The sequence below is a fragment of the Bradyrhizobium cedriense genome, from assembly GCF_054602315.1.
In genome coordinates, this window is record NZ_JBTSWB010000004.1 from 663,563 (window position 1) to 680,829 (window position 17,267).

Genomic DNA, 17,267 nt, shown 5'->3' on the forward strand with positions numbered 1-17,267 from the left:
CACGTGGGCCCGAACGGTCGCCCTCAGAGATACTTCTTCAAATCCGCAGCCGCCTCTTCCGGCGTCCGCTTCAAATTGAATGGCGAAACGAACCTCCCTTCGCGGTCCATCAGGTAGATCAGCGCGGTATGGTCCATGGTATAGTCGCCGTCCTTGGTCGGGACCTTCTTGGCGTAGACCCGGTAGGAGCTGATGACCTTGGCGGTCTCGGCGGGAGCGCCGGACAGGCCCTGAAGGTGGGGATCGAAGCTAGACAGGTAGTCCTTCATCGTCGCGGGCGTGTCGCGCTCGGGATCGACCGAGATGAAGATGGCATTGACCTTGTCGGCGTCCTTGCCCATCGCGCGCAGGACTTCCGATATCTCGAACAGCGAGGTCGGGCAGACGTCGGGGCAATGGGTGTAGCCGAAGAAGATCAGGGTCGGCTTGCCCTTGAGGCTCTTGTCGGTGACGGCCTTGCCGTTCTGGTCGGTGAGCTGGAACGGGCCGCCGATGGCGGCCGGCTGCGCCACCTTGCTGACCCCGCCCATGGCCCAGAACAAGATCAGGAGCCCGACAAGCAGGCTTGCGGCGAAAGCGGTCGCGATCACCAGCGGACGGGTGGCGGAGCTCATGGGCGGAAAACTTCCTGTCGCAGGTCAGAAGCAGGCGGCCAAGCCCGTCCTGATCATTTCGAAGAACACTTGGCTGCCATAGTGGAACCAGAGCGCCAGCGCGCCGGTCACGACGAGACTGCCGGTCGCAGCGCCAGCCCACAGCAGCACGGATGGTGTCCGGCCGGCAGTGGGCGAATTGTCCGATAGAGGCTGTGCTGGATGCGGTGGTTGAGCCATGACAACGATCGGGGCGATGGCCCCTGTTCCCAGGCTTTCAAATAGGCTTTACCCCGCCGGCGGGCAAGGCGCCGCCGCTGGCGCTTAGAATCTGGTCGGGCTGCAAATATCAGTGAAGGAGCTGCCCCCGAGCGGATTCGAGCGGCTGCTGTTCCGCTTGTGGGACAGATCGGCGTGACGGCTTGGCCGTCGAGGCCTGCGCGTCCAGGTAGCAGGGCTTGTACATGGCTTCGAGCTGCTTGCCCTTCAGGAAGAGCATCCGCGGGGTTAGCCCGCCCCGCTGGCCGATCCAGCGCCTTATCTGCGATGGATACATCGAGTAGAGCATCTGGGTTGCTTCAGGATTGGTGACGGCGCGGCCGTTGGAGCCGAAATCCCAGGCGGCGTGGAAGCCGAGCGTCGCATGCGAGGTGACGCAGATCCGATCGTGCGGGATGGCGCCGAGAACGATGGTGCAGGCCGAGGCGCAGAGGCCGTCGATGATGACGGTTTCGCCTGATTGACGCAGGTCTTGGTATTTGTCGACGTAGGTTCCAATCCGGCCGCCGCGGTCATCCGCGATACGAACCACCGCGTGAGAAGCCCCCATGCTCGCGATCAGGACAGTCGACGCAAGCAACCCGGTCAGAAACTTCATTGTCCCCCGCCCCAGTCGTATTCGAATCTGCGTGTCAGGTGGTGATGCACAGCTAGCGTCTGTCGTAACCGAGGTTTTGTCTAGGCAGGCCGGCTGACTCAAAACAAATTCAAATCCAGTGTTGCGTCCGCGCTGCAGTCTGCCGGTCTCTAGCCCAAAGTGGAACAAGTTAATGAGGTCTTACGCGCCGGCTCTTGATCTCAGTTACAACCGCTGGCTTCAATCCGGGCAATTACAGGGGAAATCCATGAAGGGGGAAGCGCATGGCTGAAGAGGCTGACGTCATTGTCGTCGGTGCGGGACTGTCGGGCCTCGTCGCCGCCACCGAGATCGCGGACGCGGGCAAGCGCGTGATCGTTCTGGACCAGGAAGGCGAGCAGTCGCTCGGCGGACAGGCGTTCTGGTCGTTTGGCGGATTGTTCCTGGTCGATTCGCCGGAGCAGCGCAGGCTGGGCATCAAGGACTCGTTCGAGCTCGCGATGCAGGACTGGCTCGGCACCGCCGGATTCGACCGCGACGAGGACTTTTGGCCGCGCAAATGGGCGGAGGCCTATGTCGCGTTCGCGGCCGGCGAGAAGCGCGGCTGGCTGCGCGCGATGGGCCATCGCATCTTCCCAGTGGTCGGCTGGGCCGAGCGCGGCGGCTACGATGCGATGGGCCACGGCAATTCGGTGCCGCGCTTTCACGTCACCTGGGGAACCGGACCGGGCATCGTCGAGCCGTTCGAGCGCCGCGCGCGCGAGGCGGTGAAGAGGGGCCAATTGATCTTCAGATTCCGCCATCGCGTCGATGCATTGTCCGTCACCAATGGTACCGTGGATGGCGTCAGCGGCTCCGTGCTCGCGCCCGACGATGTCGAGCGCGGCAGGAGCTCCTCCCGCAACGTGGTCGGCGAATTCGCATTCAAGGCGCAGGCCGTGATCGTTGCCGCCGGGGGCATCGGCGGCAATCACGACCTGGTGCGGCAAAACTGGCCGAAGCGGCTCGGCGAGCCGCCGAAATTCATGATCTCCGGCGTGCCCGAGCATGTCGATGGCCGCATGATCGGCATCACGGAGAAATCAGGCGCGCGGCTGATCAACCGCGACCGCATGTGGCACTATGTCGAGGGCATCCAGAACTGGTCGCCGATCTGGCCGCGTCACGGTATCCGCATCCTGCCCGGCCCGTCCTCGATGTGGTTCGACGCCACGGGCACGCGGCTTCCTGCGCCGCTGTTCCCGGGCTCCGACACGCTCGGCCAACTCAGATACATCATGTCCACGGGGTATGATTATTCCTGGTTCATCCTGACCCAGAGCATCATCAAGAAGGAGTTTGCGCTGTCGGGGTCGGAGCAGAACCCCGACCTGACCGGCAAGAGCTGGCGCATGACCTTGCGCCGGGCCACCAACAAAGGCGCGCCAGCACCAGTGGAGGCGTTCAAGCGCCATGGTGTCGACTTCATCGTCCGCGACAAGCTCGAGGAACTCGTTGCGGCCATGAACAAGCTCGCCGGCAGCGATCTCCTCAAGCTCGAGCACATCAAGATGCAGATCGAGGCGCGCGACCGCGAGATCGCCAATGCTTACGTCAAGGATGCGCAGGTGATGAACATCCACAATGCGCGCCGCTACATCGGCGATAAATTGATCCGCACCGCCTCTCCACACCGCATCCTCGATCCCGCGCATGGGCCGCTGATCGCGGTGAAGCTCAACATCCTCACCCGCAAGACGCTGGGCGGCTTCGAGACCGATCTCGACTCCCGCGTGTTCGGAGAAGAGGGGAACGTCATTCCCGGCCTTTACGCCGTCGGCGAAGCCGCCGGCTTCGGCGGTGGCGGCATGCATGGCTACCGCTCGCTGGAGGGCACTTTTCTCGGCGGCTGCCTGTTCTCGGGCCGCAATGCGGGCCGTGCCGCAGCGAAAGCGGTAGGTTAGATCGTGCGAAGATGGTTGCATGTCGGGGCGCTGGCCGCTTCACTGGCAGCAGCCTCAGCTGCATCCGCCGATACGATCGACGTCAACGGCGTGAAGCGCTCCTACACCGCGCAGCTGCCCGCCAGGAGGCCTGCGCCGCTCGTGATCGTGCTGCACGGCAAGACCCAGCGTGGCGCCGACATGATCACGCGGACGGCTTGGCCGCAGGTTGCAAAGCGCGAGGGTCTGGCCGTGGTCTATCCGGACGGGCTCAACAATGCATGGGCGGACGCGCGAACGAAGGCGGGGCCCGCCCTGCGCGGACCACCGACGGGTACCGATGACGTCGCCTTCATCGCAAAGCTCGTCGAGAAGCTGGTCGCCGACGGCGCGGCCGATGCAAAGCGCGTCTTCGTCGCGGGCATCTCCAATGGCGGCGCCATGGCGATGACCATGGCCTGCGCACGTGCGGATTTGTTTGCGGCTGCCGCGAGCGTGATCATGAATCTCACTGACGAGGCCGCCGTCACCTGTCATCCGGCACGGCCGCTTCCAATGCTGCTCATGAACGGCACCGCCGACCTGCTGGTCCCCTACGGCGGTGGACGCGGAGCGAGCTACTTTGCCGCGGACGGGTTCTGGTCGACGGACGAGACGCTGGCATTCTGGCGCAGGCTCAATGGCTGCGAAACCGATGACACTGAGGTGACTGATTTGCCAGACAGGGCGCCCGCAGACCATTCCACGGTCACGCGGATCTCCTCACGCTGTCCTCGGGGACACGACGTGGTGCTTTATCGCGTCAACCATGGCGGCCACCGCGTGCCCGGATTTTCTCCGGATGCCCGCTTCCCGAAGGTCGCCGCTGGCCTGCTGGGGCCCCAGAACGCCGACATCGACGGTGCCGAGACGATCTGGACGTTCTTCAGCCAGTTTCCGTAAAGCGACGCATGCATCGGCGGTGACGCATCCGCCGCACGCGACGCATGCGTGCCCGGCCACGCATGCGTGCTCGGGGTGGCAGAGCGCGAGGTGCTGGGCTAGACAGGGCCGCCATTCCACCAGGAGAGCCCAGATGAGCATTCAGCGTTTTGAAACCGGTCCGCGCATGAGCCAGGTCGTCGTGCACGGCAACACCGTCTATCTCGCCGGCGTCGTCGCGAACAAGGCGGCCGGCGAAAGCGTGACGAAGCAGACCCAGGACATCCTGGCGACCATCGACGGCCACCTCGCCAAGGCCGGCACCGACAAGTCGAAGCTGCTCTCGGCAACGATCTACATCACCGACATGAAGACCTTCGGCGAGATGAACGCGGTGTGGGACGCCTGGGTGTCGCCCGGCAACACCCCGGCGCGCGCCACCGTCGAAGCCAAGCTAGCCGCTCCGCAATACACCGTCGAGATCATGGTGACGGCGGCGAAGTAGCGCCTGCACGGTACCCTGCGCGCGCCGATGACCTCCGAGGTAATCGATCGGCGCGCGCAAGCCTTCGATAGTCACGGTCAGCCGAATACGGCACCATCGAAGGAGAGCATCATGACCGACCCCATCATCATCGCCCATAGCTATATCGAGCTTTGGAACGAGCGCACCGCCGGCCGGCGCCGCGAGCTGCTCAGCGAAAGCTGGACGGCGGATGCAAGCTATGTCGATCCCTTGATGAGGGGCGATGGCCGGGACGGCATCGAGGCGCTGATCGCAGGCGTGCAGCAGCGCTTTCCCGATTTTGCATTCAAGCTGATCGGCAAGCCCGACGGCTACGGCGATCGCATCCGCTTTTCGTGGGGGCTTGGCCCCGATGGTGCCGACAGCCCGATCAAGGGCACTGATTTTGCCGTGCTGAGGGACGGGCGCATCAGCAGCGTGACCGGATTTCTCGACCAGGTGCCGACCGGGGTGTGAGACCTCTTGCCCTTCTCGCCGCAGGCGGGAAGGGCCACCCCTCGACGAATCCGCTCCTGCGGCTTACCTCTCGTGCTGTGCCGCCCCGTATCCTCCAAACATCGGCCGAGCCGGCCGCCCTGCTGCCGGATCGCTTTCAGGCGTGGTTCGCAGCCCGCGGCTGGTCGCCGCGCGCGCATCAGCTGGCGCTGCTGGAGAAGGCGCGCGAGGACCGCTCGGCGCTCCTGATTGCGCCGACCGGCGCCGGCAAGACGCTCGCCGGGTTTCTCCCGACGCTGGTGGAGCTGTCGGCGCAGTCAGTCGAACGAGACGCGGGCGCGAAGAAGAATCTCGTCTCCACCGGCCGCAGCGTGCGACGCGCCGGCGGCCTGCACACCCTCTACATCTCGCCGCTCAAGGCGCTCGCCGTCGACATCGCGCGCAATCTGGAGCGGCCGATCGCGGAGATGGCGTTGCCGATCAAGGTCGAGACCCGCACCGGCGACACGCCGGTGTCGCGGCGGCAGCGGCAGCGGCGCTATCCGCCGGACGTGTTGCTGACGACGCCCGAGCAGCTCGCACTGCTGCTGTCCTCCGACGACGCGCCGTACCTGTTTTCCTCCCTGAAGCGCATCGTGCTCGATGAGCTGCATGCGCTGGTGACGTCCAAGCGCGGCGATCTGCTCTCGCTCGGGCTCGCGCGGCTCTGGCGCCTTGCGCCGCAGATGCGCGCGATCGGCCTGTCGGCGACCGTGGCCGAGCCGGATCAGCTCGCGCGCTTCCTGGTGCCGCAGCCCGACGGCAAGGAAGCCGCTGCCGACGTCGTCGTCGCCGGGGGAGCGGCACCGCCTGTGGTCGAGATGCTCGACACGCGCGAGCGGCTGCCCTGGGCCGGCCACAGCGCGCGCCACGCGCTCCCTGAAATCTACGAGTTGATCAAGGCAAACAAGACCACGCTGGTCTTCGTCAACACCCGTAGCCAGGCCGAGATGCTGTTCCAGAATCTCTGGAGCATGAACGACGACGGCCTTGCCATCGCGCTGCATCACGGCTCGCTCGACGTCGCCCAGCGCCGCAAGGTCGAGGACGCCATGTCGGCAGGCCGGCTGCGCGGCGTCGTCTGCACCTCCTCGCTCGACCTCGGCGTCGACTGGGGCGATGTCGACCTCGTCGTCAATATTGGTGCGCCCAAGGGCTCCTCGCGATTGATGCAGCGCATCGGCCGCGCCAACCACCGCCTCGACGAGCCTTCGCGCGCCGTGCTGGTGCCGGCCAACCGCTTCGAGGTGCTGGAGTGCCGCGTTGCCATTGATGCCATTGCTGAGAACGCGCAGGACACGCCGCCGCTGCGCCTCGGGGCGCTCGACGTGCTGGCCCAGCACGTGCTCGGCCGCGCCTGCGGCGAGCCGTTTCTCTCCAATGATCTCTACCGCGAGGTTCGCACCGCCGCGCCCTACGCCGACCTGTCGCGGCAGGATTTCGACGACGTCGTCGATTTCGTCGCCTCCGGCGGTTACGCGCTGAAGACCTACGAGCGCTTCGCTCGCATCAAGCAGGACAAGGAAGGCCGTTGGCGCGTCGCCAATCCGAAGGTGCGGCAGAGCTACCGCATGAACGTCGGCACCATCGTCGAGGACGATATGCTGAAGGTGCGGCTGGTGCGCTCGCGCGGCGGCGGTCAAGGAAAGGCAGGCGGCTCGACCGGCGTGATCGCGCGCGGTGGCAGGCTGCTCGGCGAGATCGAGGAAGCCTTCATCGAGGGCTTGAGCCCCGGCGATACCTTCGTGTTCTCGGGCGAGGTGGTGCGCTACGAGACCTTGGTCGAGGACCAAGTCTATGTCTCGCGCGCGCATGACAAGGATCCGAAGGTACCATCCTATATGGGCGGCAAGTTCCCGCTCTCGACCTATCTGGCCGAGCGCGTGCGCCGCCTGCTCGATGATGGCCGCGCGTGGAATGGCCTGCCGGAGCAGGTGCGCCACTGGCTGTCGCTGCAGAAGGACGTCTCGCGCGTGCCGGCGGTGCGCGAGCTCCTGGTCGAGAGCTTTCCCCGCGCCAACAAGCACTATCTCGTCTGCTATCCCTTCGAGGGGCGTTTGGCGCATCAGACCCTCGGCATGCTGCTGACGCGCCGGTTGGAGCGCGCCCGCGCGCGGCCGCTCGGCTTCGTCGCCAACGAATATGCCGTGGCGATCTGGGCGCTCGGCGATCTCTCCTTCATGATCCGGGACGGCCGAATCGACCTCGACGCGTTGTTCGACCCCGATATGCTGGGCGACGACCTCGAGGCCTGGCTCGCCGAATCCGCGCTGATGAAGCGTACCTTCCGCAACTGCGCGATCATTTCCGGCCTGATCGCGCGCCGCCACACCGGGGAAGAGAAGAGCCGCCGTCAGGTGCTATTCTCGACCGATCTCGTCTATGACGTGCTGCGCAAGCACCAGGCCGATCACGTCCTGCTGCGCGCCGCGCGGGCGGATGCCGCCACCGGCCTGCTAGACCTGCGCCGCCTCGGCGACATGCTCGCCCGAATCCACGGCCGCATCACGCACCGGGAACTCGACCGCGTCTCCCCGCTGGCGGTCCCCGTAATGCTGGAAATCGGCCGCGAGTCAGTCTATGGCGAAGCTGCAGACGAGCTCCTGGCCGAAGCGGCCGACGAACTCGTCAAAGAGGCGATGTCGTAGAGAATTTGCCAGTGAGGCGCGCTGATCCATCCCCATCGTCATGCCCGGGCTTGACCCGGGCATCCACGTCTTTGCCGCACGACGATCGTGGATGGCCGGGCACCGACGAGCGAAAGCGCCGCGGTTCTTCGGACTGCTGTGCCCGGCCATGACTGAGCAAATTGCGCCATCGATCGCCTCGACCCTTGCGTTGGAAATCGCCGGTGTGCCGTTCCAGGCCGATCTCTCCGGTGCGCTGTTCTGGGAAGAGCAGCGCCTGCTCGTCGTCTCCGATTTGCATCTGGAAAAAGGCTCGAGCTTCGCCACCCGCGGCGTGCTGTTGCCGCCCTACGACACGCTCGCGACATTGAGCCGGCTCGCTGCCGTCATCTCCCGCCATGATCCGCGAATCGTCATCGCGCTCGGTGACAGCTTTCACGATCGCACCGCGCATGAGCGCCTGTCGGCCGAGGACCGCGCCGCCGTGACCGCGCTTCAGGCAGGCCGCGACTGGATCTGGATATCGGGCAATCACGATCCCATGCTTCCGCGCGATCTCGGCGGCACCGTCGCTGACGAGGTCGCGATCGGTCCGATCACCTTCCGCCACGAACCGACCGGCGCGCAGGGCGAGATCGCCGGCCACCTGCATCCGAAGGCGCGCGTCGCCGCGCGCGGCCGATCGATGGAGCGTCGCTGCTTCGCCAGTGACGGGATTCGTGCCGTGATGCCTGCCTTCGGCGCCTATGCCGGCGGCCTCAGCATCCGCGACGCTGCCTTCGCCAGCATCTTTCCAAAGAACGGTTTCGTCGCCCACCTCCTCGGCGACCGCCGCGTCCACGCCATTGCGGCCTCGCGCTGTTGCTGAGGCGGCCGCCGCGAGCTCGGAACAAATTAAGAACAACTTAGCAAGTCTTTGATATATCATTGTGATTCGGCGCACCTGCCGGCACAATATCTAGCGGCTATCAGACTTTGCGAGGACTACATGTCCACCATTGCCTTCGACCAGTTTGCCCTGACCCGGATCGCCGATTTCGCCCGCTCGCTGTCACGGCTGCATCAGGCGGCCCGGCGCTACGCGGTCGATGACGACCAGTTCGATCGCGAGTTCAACGCGGTGTGCCAGTCGATTTGGGGTTATACCATCAATGACATCAGCGACGATCTGTTCTCGACCGAGGACCATCTGTTTCTCGACACACTGGACGAGGCGCATGCGCGCATCTTCGCGGCCGAGCAGGGTTATGACCTCGTCGACGAAGCTGGCATGCTGACCGATTGGTGGGGATTTTGCTGGATGATCTTGGCCGAGAAGCGCGGTCTCCTGACGCCGGAAAACCGCGCCGCTGCGCGCGCGGCAATCGAGGAGAAATATCTGGCGGCGCCGAACGTGATCGGTGTGATCATCGGGAGATAGCGTAACCGTCTCTGTCTTTGCGAGCGCACCGAAGGAATTCAGAATCCTTCCGCAGAGACATTCTGGATTTGCTTCGTCGCGAGGGCTCCTCGCAATGGTGGCTCTGTTATCGGCGCGTAAGGCTAGTCCAATCCCGCGCGCTTGGCCGGCTTCTGCGTCTTCGGCACCGTCACGTCAGGCACTGGCTCGCGCACGATCTCGGCGGCCGGCGCATCCGCCGCCACCGTATCAGCGCGCACCGGCGCCACCTTCATCTCGCCGAGGCGCGCGCGGACCTGCGCAGTGAGGCCGGGGTAGGAGGCAACCGGGGTGAAGTCCGCAGCCTGGTCGTTGCCGACGCGGATGCCGGTATAGGCAACGAGGCCGTCGGTGGTGGCGATCACGTCGCCGGCTTTCAGTGAGGAGTCCAGTGCCAGGTCGACCGGGGCGAGGCCAACCGGCTCACGGCCATTGCAGGTGCAGTCGGCGCGCAGCGCCTTGCGATAGGCGAACGCGTTCTCGCTGTCGGCGTAGCGCTCGCCGGTCTGCGAATAGGCGCCGTCGATGCTGGACCCAAAATAGACCTTTGTGGCGGTGGCGGGGCAGAAGGCCTGACACATCTGCGCTGGTGAGACGGCGCCCCGCATCAGCGGGAAATATTTGCCATCGCAGCTGCGCACGCAGAAAGCCGGGCCCGAGCCGCTGGCTGCGGCCGAGCGGGTCGGAGGTACATATTGCGGATTCTGCTGGCCTGTGAAGGGATCGGAGGAGTTTGGCTGCTGTGGCTGCGGCCGCTGCATTCCGCCGAACAGGAAGTCGAACAGGCCTTCGGCCGCAACCGGGGCCGGGGCCGCGAGCATGGGAACCGCCACCATGACGGCTGCGAACATCGCGCCACGCAGCGTAGGGGACAACACTGTACGCACGGCTCACTCCACCCGACGCTACGGAACCGACCAGGACCGTTAGAGGTCTCCAGCTCACGATTCACCGTAATGCGCGATGGTAAATGAGCGGTTGCGTGGAGGCGGTTTCAAGACGAGGCGGTGATCTCTTTATGGCCGCGCGCAGCTTTCTCGGACGGCGTTGCTCCCGGGGCACGCTCAGGCATGTCGAGGGAGAATTTCTCGTCCTCCTACGCCTTCAAGAACTCCGACGCCTTGTAAAGCGAGCGGAACGGCAGGCCGGCCGCACCGAAGGTGTCGGTGGCGCCTTCCTCGCGGTCGACCATGGTGAGCACCAGCACCACATTGGCGCCGGCCTCGCGCACCGATTCCACCGCCTTCATCGCCGAACCGCCCGTGGTGGTGACGTCTTCGACGATCACGACGCGCTTGCCCGCCAGCGTCTCGCCCTTGGGCAGGCCCTCGATCGCGAGCTTGGCGCCGTGCTCTTTCGGCTTCTTGCGCACGAAGAAGGCCGCGATCGGATGGCCCTTGATCCAGGAGATCTGCGCCAGCGCGCCGGCGAGCGGCACGGCGCCCATCTCGAGCCCGCCGATGAAATCGAGCTGGTCGTCCTTGAGCGCCTCATAGGTCAGCTCGGCGAGCAGCGTCGCGCCTTCAGGATCGAGCATGGTCGGCTTGAGGTTGAAGTAGAAATCGCTCTTGCGGCCCGACGCGAGCGTCACCTCGCCGCGGCCGAATGAGCGCCGGCGGATGATTTCGAACAGGCGGGCGCGGGAGGCGGATTTCGACACGGCGGTCCCTCGAACGGGGTTTTTGGTGGAGGCGGAATTTATCCGGCACAGCCGCGACATTCCAGAGGGGGCGTCTCCCGTCAACAGGGATCGGCCATCCCGGGGCGCCGGTTGTGAGGGTGCGACCATCTGGAGTAGTTCAGGGGGCAAGCCTTTTGGGGAAGGAAACGGAATGACCATCGAGCTGTACACCTGGAACACGCCGAACGGCCGCAAGATCTCGGTCGCGCTGGAGGAAATGGGGCTGCCCTACAAGGTGATCCCGGTGAACATCACCAAAGGCGAACAGATGGCGCCCGAGTTCCTCAAGCTCTCTCCGAACAACAAGATCCCCGCAATCGTCGACCCCGAGGGTCCCGACGGCAAGCCCGTCAGCATCTTCGAATCCGGCGCCATCCTGCTTTACCTCGGCGAAAAAACCGGCAAATTCCTGCCGAAATCGCTTAGTGGGCGGATCCCGGTCTACGAATGGCTGATGTGGCAGATGGGCGGCTTCGGTCCGATGCCGGGCCAAGTGCACCATTTCATCGCGCTCGAGAACGAGCAGGACCGCGCCTATGGCCTGAAGCGTTACATGGCGGAGACCCGCCGGCTCTATGGCGTGCTCGACCGCCGGCTGGCGGACCACGATTTCGTCGCTGGCGAGCTCTCGATTGCCGATTTTGCCATCCTGGGCTGGGCCTGGCGCCACCCTCGCCACAAGGTGGACCTCGCCGACTTTCCCAACGTCAAGCGGTGGTATGAGGCCCTGTTGGCCCGGCCGGCGGTGAAGCGCGGCATGGACGCGAAGCTGGATTAAAGGGGTCTTCTCCCTCTCCCCTTGTGGGAGAGGGTGGCTCTCCGCGAAGCGGCGAGCCGGGTGACGGGTTCTCTCCGCGAGTCCAACTCTCATTCGAATGCGTGGAGAGACACCCCTCATCCGGCGCTTCGCGCCACCTTCTCCCACAAGGGGAGAAGGAAGAAAGCCCTCACACCTTCTTCGCTTCCACCGCCATCCGCACCGCGAGGCCGGCCAGCACGGTGCCCATCAGCCAGCGCTGCACCAGCACCCAGCTCGGCCGGCGCGCCAGGAACAGCGCGATCGAGCCCGCCGCGAGTGCGATCATCGCGTTGACGCTGACGCTGATCGCGATCTGGATCGCCCCCAGCGCCACCGACTGCGCCAGCACGCTGCCGGCGGCGGGATCGATGAATTGCGGCAGCAGCGCCAGATACAGCATGGCGATCTTCGGGTTGAGCAGGTTGGTGACGAAGCCCATCGCGAACAATTTGCGCGGGCTGTCTACTGCGAGCTTCCTCACCTGGAACGGCGAGCACCCGCCCGGCTTCACCGCCTGCCAGGCGAGCCACAGCAGATATCCGGCGCCGGCAAATCGCAGCGCGTCGTAAGCGAACGGAATCGCGAGCAAGAGCGCCGTGATGCCGAACGCCGCACACAGCATGTAGAACACGAAGCCGAGCGCCACGCCGCCGAGCGAGACGATGCCCGCCGCCGGCCCCTGCGTGATCGAACGCGAGATCAAATAGATCATGTTCGGCCCGGGCGTGAGCACGAGGCCGAGGCTGACCAGGGCAAAGCCGAGCAGGGCGGAGCTATGGGGCATGGATGAACCGGTGCGAGCGATGCACCGGTTCTAATATGCGAGGTGCAGTGGTGCCACGACGCAATTGCTCGGAGGACAATTGAGTTTCCGGCCGCGCGCTGGCTTCGCTCCCTCGCCCCGTTCTTACGGGGAGAGGTGCAGCCTCAATGCGCCTCGTCCCAATTGTTCGCCGCGCGCGCATCCACATGCAACGGCACCGAGAGCAGCACGGCCGGGAACGGCGCGTCCTGCATCACATGCTGCACGACCGGGAGCGTGGCCTCCACCTCCGCGTCCGGCACCTCGAAGATCAATTCGTCATGCACCTGGAGCAGCATCTGCGCCGACAGCTTCTTTTCGGCCAGCGCATCCTCCACGCGCGTCATGGCGCGGCGGATGATGTCGGCCGCCGTGCCCTGAAGCCGCGCGTTGATCGCGGCGCGCTCGTTGAAGGCGCGTACCGAAGCGTTGGAGGCTTTGATGTCAGGATAGTGGCACTTGCGGCCGAACAGCGTGGTGACATAGCCGTGGCTGCGGCAGAAGTCGCGCGTCTCGTCCATATAGGCGCGGATGCCGGGGAAGCGCTCGAAATACTTCTTGATGTAGGCCGAGGCTTCCTCGCGGGCGATGCCGAGCTGGTTGGCAAGGCCGAACGCCGAGATGCCGTAGATGATGCCGAAATTGATCGCCTTGGCGCGGCGGCGGATCTCGCTCGGCATGCCCTTGATCGGCACGCCGAACATTTCCGAGGCGGTCATGGCGTGAATGTCGAGCCCGTCGCGGAACGCCTGCTTCAGCACCGGAATGTCGGCGATCTCGGCGAGCAGCCGCAGCTCGATCTGCGAATAGTCGGCTGACACCAGCTTGTGTCCGGGTGCCGCGACGAAGGCGCGCCGGATCTTGCGGCCATCCTCGGTGCGTACCGGGATGTTTTGAAGATTCGGCTCGTTCGATGACAGCCGGCCGGTCGTGGTCGCCGCCAGCGCATAGGTCGTGTGCACGCGATGGGTCTGTGGATTCACATAGGTCGGCAGCGCGTCGGTGTAGGTCGATTTCAGCTTGGAGACCTGGCGCCACTCGAGAATCTTTTTCGGAAGGTCGTGACCCTGCTCGGCGAGCTCGTCCAGCACCTGCGCGGTGGTCGACCATGCGCCGGTTTTCGTCTTGGTGCCGCCCGGCAGTCCCATCTTGCCGAACAGGATATCGCCGATCTGCTTTGGGCTGCCGACATTGACCGGCTCGCCCGCGATCTCCTGTATCTCGGCCTCGACGCGCGCTGCAGTCTGGGCAAAGTCGCCGGAGAGGCGCGACAGCACCTGACGGTCGATCGAGATGCCGCGCCGCTCCATGCGTGCGAGCACCGCGACCAGCGGCCGTTCCAGCGTCTCGTAGACGGCGGTCATGTGCTCGGCGACGAGGCGCGGCTTCAGCACGCGCCAGACGCGCAAGGCGACGTCGGCGCCTTCGGCCGATAGTGGCGCGGCCTTGTCGATCGGCACCTGGTCGAAGGTGATCTTGCCCTTGCCGCTGCCGAGCAACTCGTTCTCCCTCAGCATGGCATGGCCGAACCAGCGCTCGGACAGCGATTCCAGCGCGTGCGAGCCGCGGCCGGCATCGAGCACGTAGGAGATCAGGAGCGCATCGTCGACGTTGCGCAGGGTGATGCCGTGCTGCGCCAGCATCACGGCGGTGAACTTGACGTCGAAACCGATCTTCAGGATGCCTGATGATTCCAGCACCGGCCGCAGCGCTTCGATCGCTTCCGCATGCTTGACCTGATCCGGCGCGAGGCCCGCATCGAACAGGCCGCCATCGCCGCCGGATTGCTTGTGCGCCAACGGCACATAGCAGGCCTCGTTCGGCGCCAGCGCCAGCGCGATGCCGCAGAGATCGGCTTGCATCGGGTCGATGGAGTTTGCTCTCGTCTCGATCACGACATGCCCGGCATCGTGGATGCGCGCGATGAAGGCGGTCAGCTCCTGGAGCGTCTTGATCGTCTGGTATTTGCTGCGGTCGACCGGAAGCTTGCGCAGCGCCTCTTCGCGCGCGGCGGCGAGTGAGATCGGCGCACCCTTCGGGCTCGCAGCCTTGTCCTCCTTGCCGGCCGACTTGTTGGGTTTGCCCGGCGCGGCTTGCGCCGGTGTGCCGGTTCCCGGTGCCGGCACGACGTCCGAGGGCGGCAGCGGCGAGAAAACGCTGGCGCCGCTGACATAGCCCGGGTCGGCGTCGACATTGGCGGGATCAATCTGCGCATATTCGGCGACGCGCCGCGTCAGCGTCGTGAATTCCATTGCCTTCAGGAAGGCTATCAGCTTGCGCGCGTCCGGCTCCTGGACGGCAAGGTCGTCCAGCGGCACCTCGAGGTCGACCTTGTCGTCGAGCAACACCAGCTGCCGCGAGATCCGCGCCTTCTCGGCGTTCTCGAGCAGCGCCTCGCGCCGCTTGGGCTGCTTGATCTCGCCGGCGCGGAACAGCAATTGGTCGAGGTCGCCATATTCGGTGATCAGCTGCGCGGCGGTCTTGATGCCGATGCCGGGCACGCCGGGCACGTTGTCGGTGGAATCGCCGGCGAGCGCCTGCACCTCCACCACCTTGTTCGGCGGCACGCCGAACTTCTCGATCACCTCGGGAATGCCGATGCGGCGATCCTTCATGGTGTCGTACATGGTGACGCAATCGGTGACGAGCTGCATCAGGTCCTTGTCGGACGAGACAATGGTCGCGCTCGCGCCGCGCTCGCAGGCCTGCCGCACATAGGTCGCGATGAGATCGTCGGCCTCGAACCCCACCTGTTCCAGGCAGGGCAGGTCGAAGGCGCGCACGGCCTCTCGGATCAGCGCGAATTGCGGGATCAGATCGTCCGGCGCCGGCGGCCGGTGCGCCTTGTATTCGGGGTAGATCTTGTTGCGGAAGGTGATCTCCGACTTGTCGAAGATGATGGCCAGATGCGTCGGCCGGTTGTCCTCGGGCATCTCGCGGAGCAGCTTCCACAGCATGTTGCAGAAGCCGAGCACGGCATTGACCTGGAGACCGTCGGATTTGCGGTTCAGCGGCGGCAGCGCGTGATAGGCGCGGAAGATGTAGGAGGAACCGTCGACCAGAAAGACATGGTCGCCCTTGCCGGCCGCCTTCGCCGCCACCGGTTTGGCAGCAGCTGTCGCAGTGGATTTGCTCTCGGCGACCGCCTTCGGCGCGGCCTTGGTGTCAGCTTTGGCGGAGGTCTTCGGGGAAGTTTTGGGCATGGCCGCAATGTATGGATTTTTGCGTCCTTTGACAGCCTTGGGAGGCGGATTTTTGGGTCGCTATCCCCACTGTCATTCCCTTCGAAAGCGGGGAATCCAGTATGCCGCGACCTTTCCGTGGACGATTGCTGCCTCCGGAATACTGGATGCGCCGCTTTCGCGGGGCCTGATGGATCACTCCGCCGCTTGCAATACCGCCCCGCTCTTCCTCGGCGCGATCCAGAACGTATCGGGCCGCTCGAACAGGAAGCGCGCATTGACGCGCAGCGCCACCTGCCAGATCGCCAGCGCTCCGAGCACGCCGGCGATGGTGACGATCAGCGACACCGTGCCGATATCAGGGATGAGACCCGTGCGCAGCAGCAGCGTCCGCGTCGCCGCCATCGGCAGGAAGAAGGCGAGATAGATCACGATCGAATGCTCGCCGCAGAAGCGCAGGAAATGGAGCCACTGTGCGCGCGCGAGCAGCGTGCCCGTCGTGATAATGGCGCCAGCGCCGGCAAAGCCGAGCGCGAGCGAGACGATCCGCCATTCGCTGGCCCCTGACGCGACGAGGCCGGCATTGACCAGTGCCCAGGTTGCGAGCGCTGTGAGCACAAGCGCGGGATGGCTGCGTGCGCGATCCGACAGGGCGAACACGTAAGGCGCGAACAGATAGCCCGAATAGAAGTAGACGAAGCGCCCGCAGAACTCGTCGATGACGGTCCAACCGGTCGTGATGCGTGCAGTCTCCAGCGCGGCGGCGATGAGCCAGATCGCAAGCGGCGGGATCTTGCGTGTCAGTTTCGTGACGACGAAGAAGATTGGCAGCAGATAGATGAACCACAGCGTGCCGAACGGCTCGATGAAGGATTCGAGGTACAGGAAGCCGACCTCTCGCCAGCTCGTCTCCGCCGCGAAGGCGGGCGCCTTGAAGCCGAATTGGATTGTCACCCAGACGACATAGAAATAGGCGAAATGCACCACCTTGCGGTCGAGATAGGTTCGCCAGTCCCGATCGATCACCAGAGACAGGAACAAGCCCGAAATCAGGAAGAAATCCGGCATCCGGAACGGCTTTGCGAACGCCACGGCGACATGCATAAAACCGGTCTGCCCGGCGGCGAGCTCGACTCCCAGCACCGAATGCATCATCACGACCATGACGATGCAGATGCCCTTGGCGTAGTCGACCCAGTCGACACGCGCGGCAGAAGGGGCGTTGGAAAGCCCGCCGTCGGCGATTGTGCCCGATCGTGCCATGGTGTCCCTTTTCGGGGCGCCTTACGCCCGTCCCTGTGTGGGTGCGGGGCAGTTTGGAGCCTAGTGGTTTCCGACTTCTTTACCGGTTCAAATCGCGGGCCGGTTTTTGCTTGCGGACTGTTCCACGACCTCGGGAAAATGCTAAACCGCCCCCGAATAGGGCTTTCGTTAACCAAGCAGAAC

At 64.9% G+C, this 17,267-nt stretch carries 16 protein-coding genes; 8 read left to right on the forward strand and 8 right to left on the reverse strand.

The genetic code is table 11. The features are described from left to right. Positions 1-23: 23 nt before the first annotated feature. The 3 genes from ACYCVF_RS19735 to ACYCVF_RS19745 all read right to left on the reverse strand — a co-directional run bounded on the left by ACYCVF_RS19735 (position 24) and on the right by ACYCVF_RS19745 (position 1,470). Entirely contained in the window at positions 24-614 is a 591-nt protein-coding gene (locus ACYCVF_RS19735) for an SCO family protein (RefSeq protein ID WP_459599103.1), read from the reverse strand. Positions 615-638: 24 nt separating this feature from the next. Then, complete coding sequence (locus ACYCVF_RS19740; RefSeq protein WP_459599105.1) at positions 639-833, reverse strand: hypothetical protein; 195 nt, start codon at positions 831-833, stop codon at positions 639-641. Positions 834-942: 109 nt separating this feature from the next. Further along, positions 943-1,470, reverse strand: a complete 528-nt coding sequence (locus ACYCVF_RS19745) for a hypothetical protein (protein ID WP_459606595.1) — start codon at positions 1,468-1,470, stop codon at positions 943-945. A 263-nt stretch (positions 1,471-1,733) separates the two neighbouring features. On the opposite strand from ACYCVF_RS19745, the gene ACYCVF_RS19750 reads away from it, so the two are divergent. The 7 genes from ACYCVF_RS19750 (at position 1,734) to ACYCVF_RS19780 (ending at position 9,339) form a co-directional block, all read left to right on the forward strand. After that, a complete protein-coding gene (locus tag ACYCVF_RS19750; RefSeq protein WP_459599109.1) occupies positions 1,734-3,392 on the forward strand; it encodes an FAD-binding dehydrogenase in 1,659 nt (552 codons plus the stop codon). A gap of 3 nt (positions 3,393-3,395) precedes the next feature. Continuing rightward, positions 3,396-4,313 (forward strand): CE1 family esterase, encoded by a 918-nt coding sequence (locus ACYCVF_RS19755; RefSeq protein ID WP_459599111.1) that lies wholly within the window; start codon positions 3,396-3,398, stop codon positions 4,311-4,313. Between the two features lie 133 nt (positions 4,314-4,446). Further along, complete coding sequence (locus ACYCVF_RS19760) at positions 4,447-4,797, forward strand: RidA family protein (protein ID WP_027575148.1); 351 nt, start codon at positions 4,447-4,449, stop codon at positions 4,795-4,797. A gap of 111 nt (positions 4,798-4,908) precedes the next feature. Next, positions 4,909-5,274, forward strand: a complete 366-nt coding sequence (locus ACYCVF_RS19765; protein ID WP_459599114.1) for a nuclear transport factor 2 family protein — start codon at positions 4,909-4,911, stop codon at positions 5,272-5,274. 77 nt (positions 5,275-5,351) lie between these two features. After that, positions 5,352-7,940 (forward strand): ligase-associated DNA damage response DEXH box helicase, encoded by a 2,589-nt coding sequence (locus ACYCVF_RS19770; protein ID WP_459599116.1) that lies wholly within the window; start codon positions 5,352-5,354, stop codon positions 7,938-7,940. A 148-nt stretch (positions 7,941-8,088) separates the two neighbouring features. Further along, positions 8,089-8,787, forward strand: a complete 699-nt coding sequence (pdeM, locus tag ACYCVF_RS19775) for a ligase-associated DNA damage response endonuclease PdeM (RefSeq protein ID WP_459599118.1) — start codon at positions 8,089-8,091, stop codon at positions 8,785-8,787. A gap of 120 nt (positions 8,788-8,907) precedes the next feature. Next, positions 8,908-9,339, forward strand: coding sequence for a hypothetical protein (locus tag ACYCVF_RS19780; RefSeq protein WP_459599120.1), 432 nt, complete (start codon positions 8,908-8,910; stop codon positions 9,337-9,339). 122 nt (positions 9,340-9,461) lie between these two features. On the opposite strand, the gene ACYCVF_RS19785 is transcribed toward ACYCVF_RS19780, so the two are convergent. Together ACYCVF_RS19785 and pyrE are read right to left on the reverse strand one after the other, a co-directional pair. Further along, positions 9,462-10,208, reverse strand: a complete 747-nt coding sequence (locus tag ACYCVF_RS19785; RefSeq protein ID WP_459599690.1) for a DUF2865 domain-containing protein — start codon at positions 10,206-10,208, stop codon at positions 9,462-9,464. Between the two features lie 245 nt (positions 10,209-10,453). Further along, positions 10,454-11,017, reverse strand: a complete 564-nt coding sequence (gene pyrE / locus ACYCVF_RS19790; protein ID WP_028176382.1) for an orotate phosphoribosyltransferase — start codon at positions 11,015-11,017, stop codon at positions 10,454-10,456. A gap of 172 nt (positions 11,018-11,189) precedes the next feature. Here pyrE and ACYCVF_RS19795 point away from each other — a divergent pair, with 172 nt between their 5' ends. Then, positions 11,190-11,816 carry a glutathione S-transferase family protein gene (locus tag ACYCVF_RS19795; protein WP_459599122.1) on the forward strand — a complete coding sequence of 209 codons (627 nt, stop codon included), beginning with the start codon at positions 11,190-11,192 and terminating at the stop codon, positions 11,814-11,816. 169 nt (positions 11,817-11,985) lie between these two features. Here the strand turns inward: ACYCVF_RS19795 and ACYCVF_RS19800 are convergent, their stop codons facing one another. The 3 genes from ACYCVF_RS19800 to ACYCVF_RS19810 form a co-directional block, all read right to left on the reverse strand. Further along, positions 11,986-12,621 carry a LysE family translocator gene (locus ACYCVF_RS19800; RefSeq protein ID WP_459599124.1) on the reverse strand — a complete coding sequence of 212 codons (636 nt, stop codon included), beginning with the start codon at positions 12,619-12,621 and terminating at the stop codon, positions 11,986-11,988. Positions 12,622-12,764: 143 nt separating this feature from the next. Further along, the gene (gene polA / locus ACYCVF_RS19805; protein WP_459599126.1) at positions 12,765-15,842 is read right to left on the reverse strand and encodes a DNA polymerase I; all 3,078 of its coding nucleotides are present in this window, start codon (positions 15,840-15,842) and stop codon (positions 12,765-12,767) included. A gap of 174 nt (positions 15,843-16,016) precedes the next feature. Beyond that, entirely contained in the window at positions 16,017-17,084 is a 1,068-nt protein-coding gene (locus ACYCVF_RS19810) for an acyltransferase family protein (protein ID WP_459599128.1), read from the reverse strand. Positions 17,085-17,267 lie beyond the last annotated feature (183 nt).

Coding starts and splice junctions, on each gene's coding strand:
- ACYCVF_RS19735 (WP_459599103.1), bottom strand. CDS start 614: ATGAGCTCCGCCACCCGTCCGCTGGTGATCGCGACCGCTTTCGCCGCA.
- ACYCVF_RS19740 (WP_459599105.1), bottom strand. CDS start 833: ATGGCTCAACCACCGCATCCAGCACAGCCTCTATCGGACAATTCGCCC.
- ACYCVF_RS19745 (WP_459606595.1), bottom strand. CDS start 1,470: ATGAAGTTTCTGACCGGGTTGCTTGCGTCGACTGTCCTGATCGCGAGC.
- ACYCVF_RS19750 (WP_459599109.1), top strand. CDS start 1,734: ATGGCTGAAGAGGCTGACGTCATTGTCGTCGGTGCGGGACTGTCGGGC.
- ACYCVF_RS19760 (WP_027575148.1), top strand. CDS start 4,447: ATGAGCATTCAGCGTTTTGAAACCGGTCCGCGCATGAGCCAGGTCGTC.
- ACYCVF_RS19765 (WP_459599114.1), top strand. CDS start 4,909: ATGACCGACCCCATCATCATCGCCCATAGCTATATCGAGCTTTGGAAC.
- pdeM (WP_459599118.1), top strand. CDS start 8,089: ATGACTGAGCAAATTGCGCCATCGATCGCCTCGACCCTTGCGTTGGAA.
- ACYCVF_RS19780 (WP_459599120.1), top strand. CDS start 8,908: ATGTCCACCATTGCCTTCGACCAGTTTGCCCTGACCCGGATCGCCGAT.
- ACYCVF_RS19785 (WP_459599690.1), bottom strand. CDS start 10,208: ATGTTCGCAGCCGTCATGGTGGCGGTTCCCATGCTCGCGGCCCCGGCC.
- ACYCVF_RS19795 (WP_459599122.1), top strand. CDS start 11,190: ATGACCATCGAGCTGTACACCTGGAACACGCCGAACGGCCGCAAGATC.
- ACYCVF_RS19800 (WP_459599124.1), bottom strand. CDS start 12,621: ATGCCCCATAGCTCCGCCCTGCTCGGCTTTGCCCTGGTCAGCCTCGGC.
- polA (WP_459599126.1), bottom strand. CDS start 15,842: ATGCCCAAAACTTCCCCGAAGACCTCCGCCAAAGCTGACACCAAGGCC.
- ACYCVF_RS19810 (WP_459599128.1), bottom strand. CDS start 17,084: ATGGCACGATCGGGCACAATCGCCGACGGCGGGCTTTCCAACGCCCCT.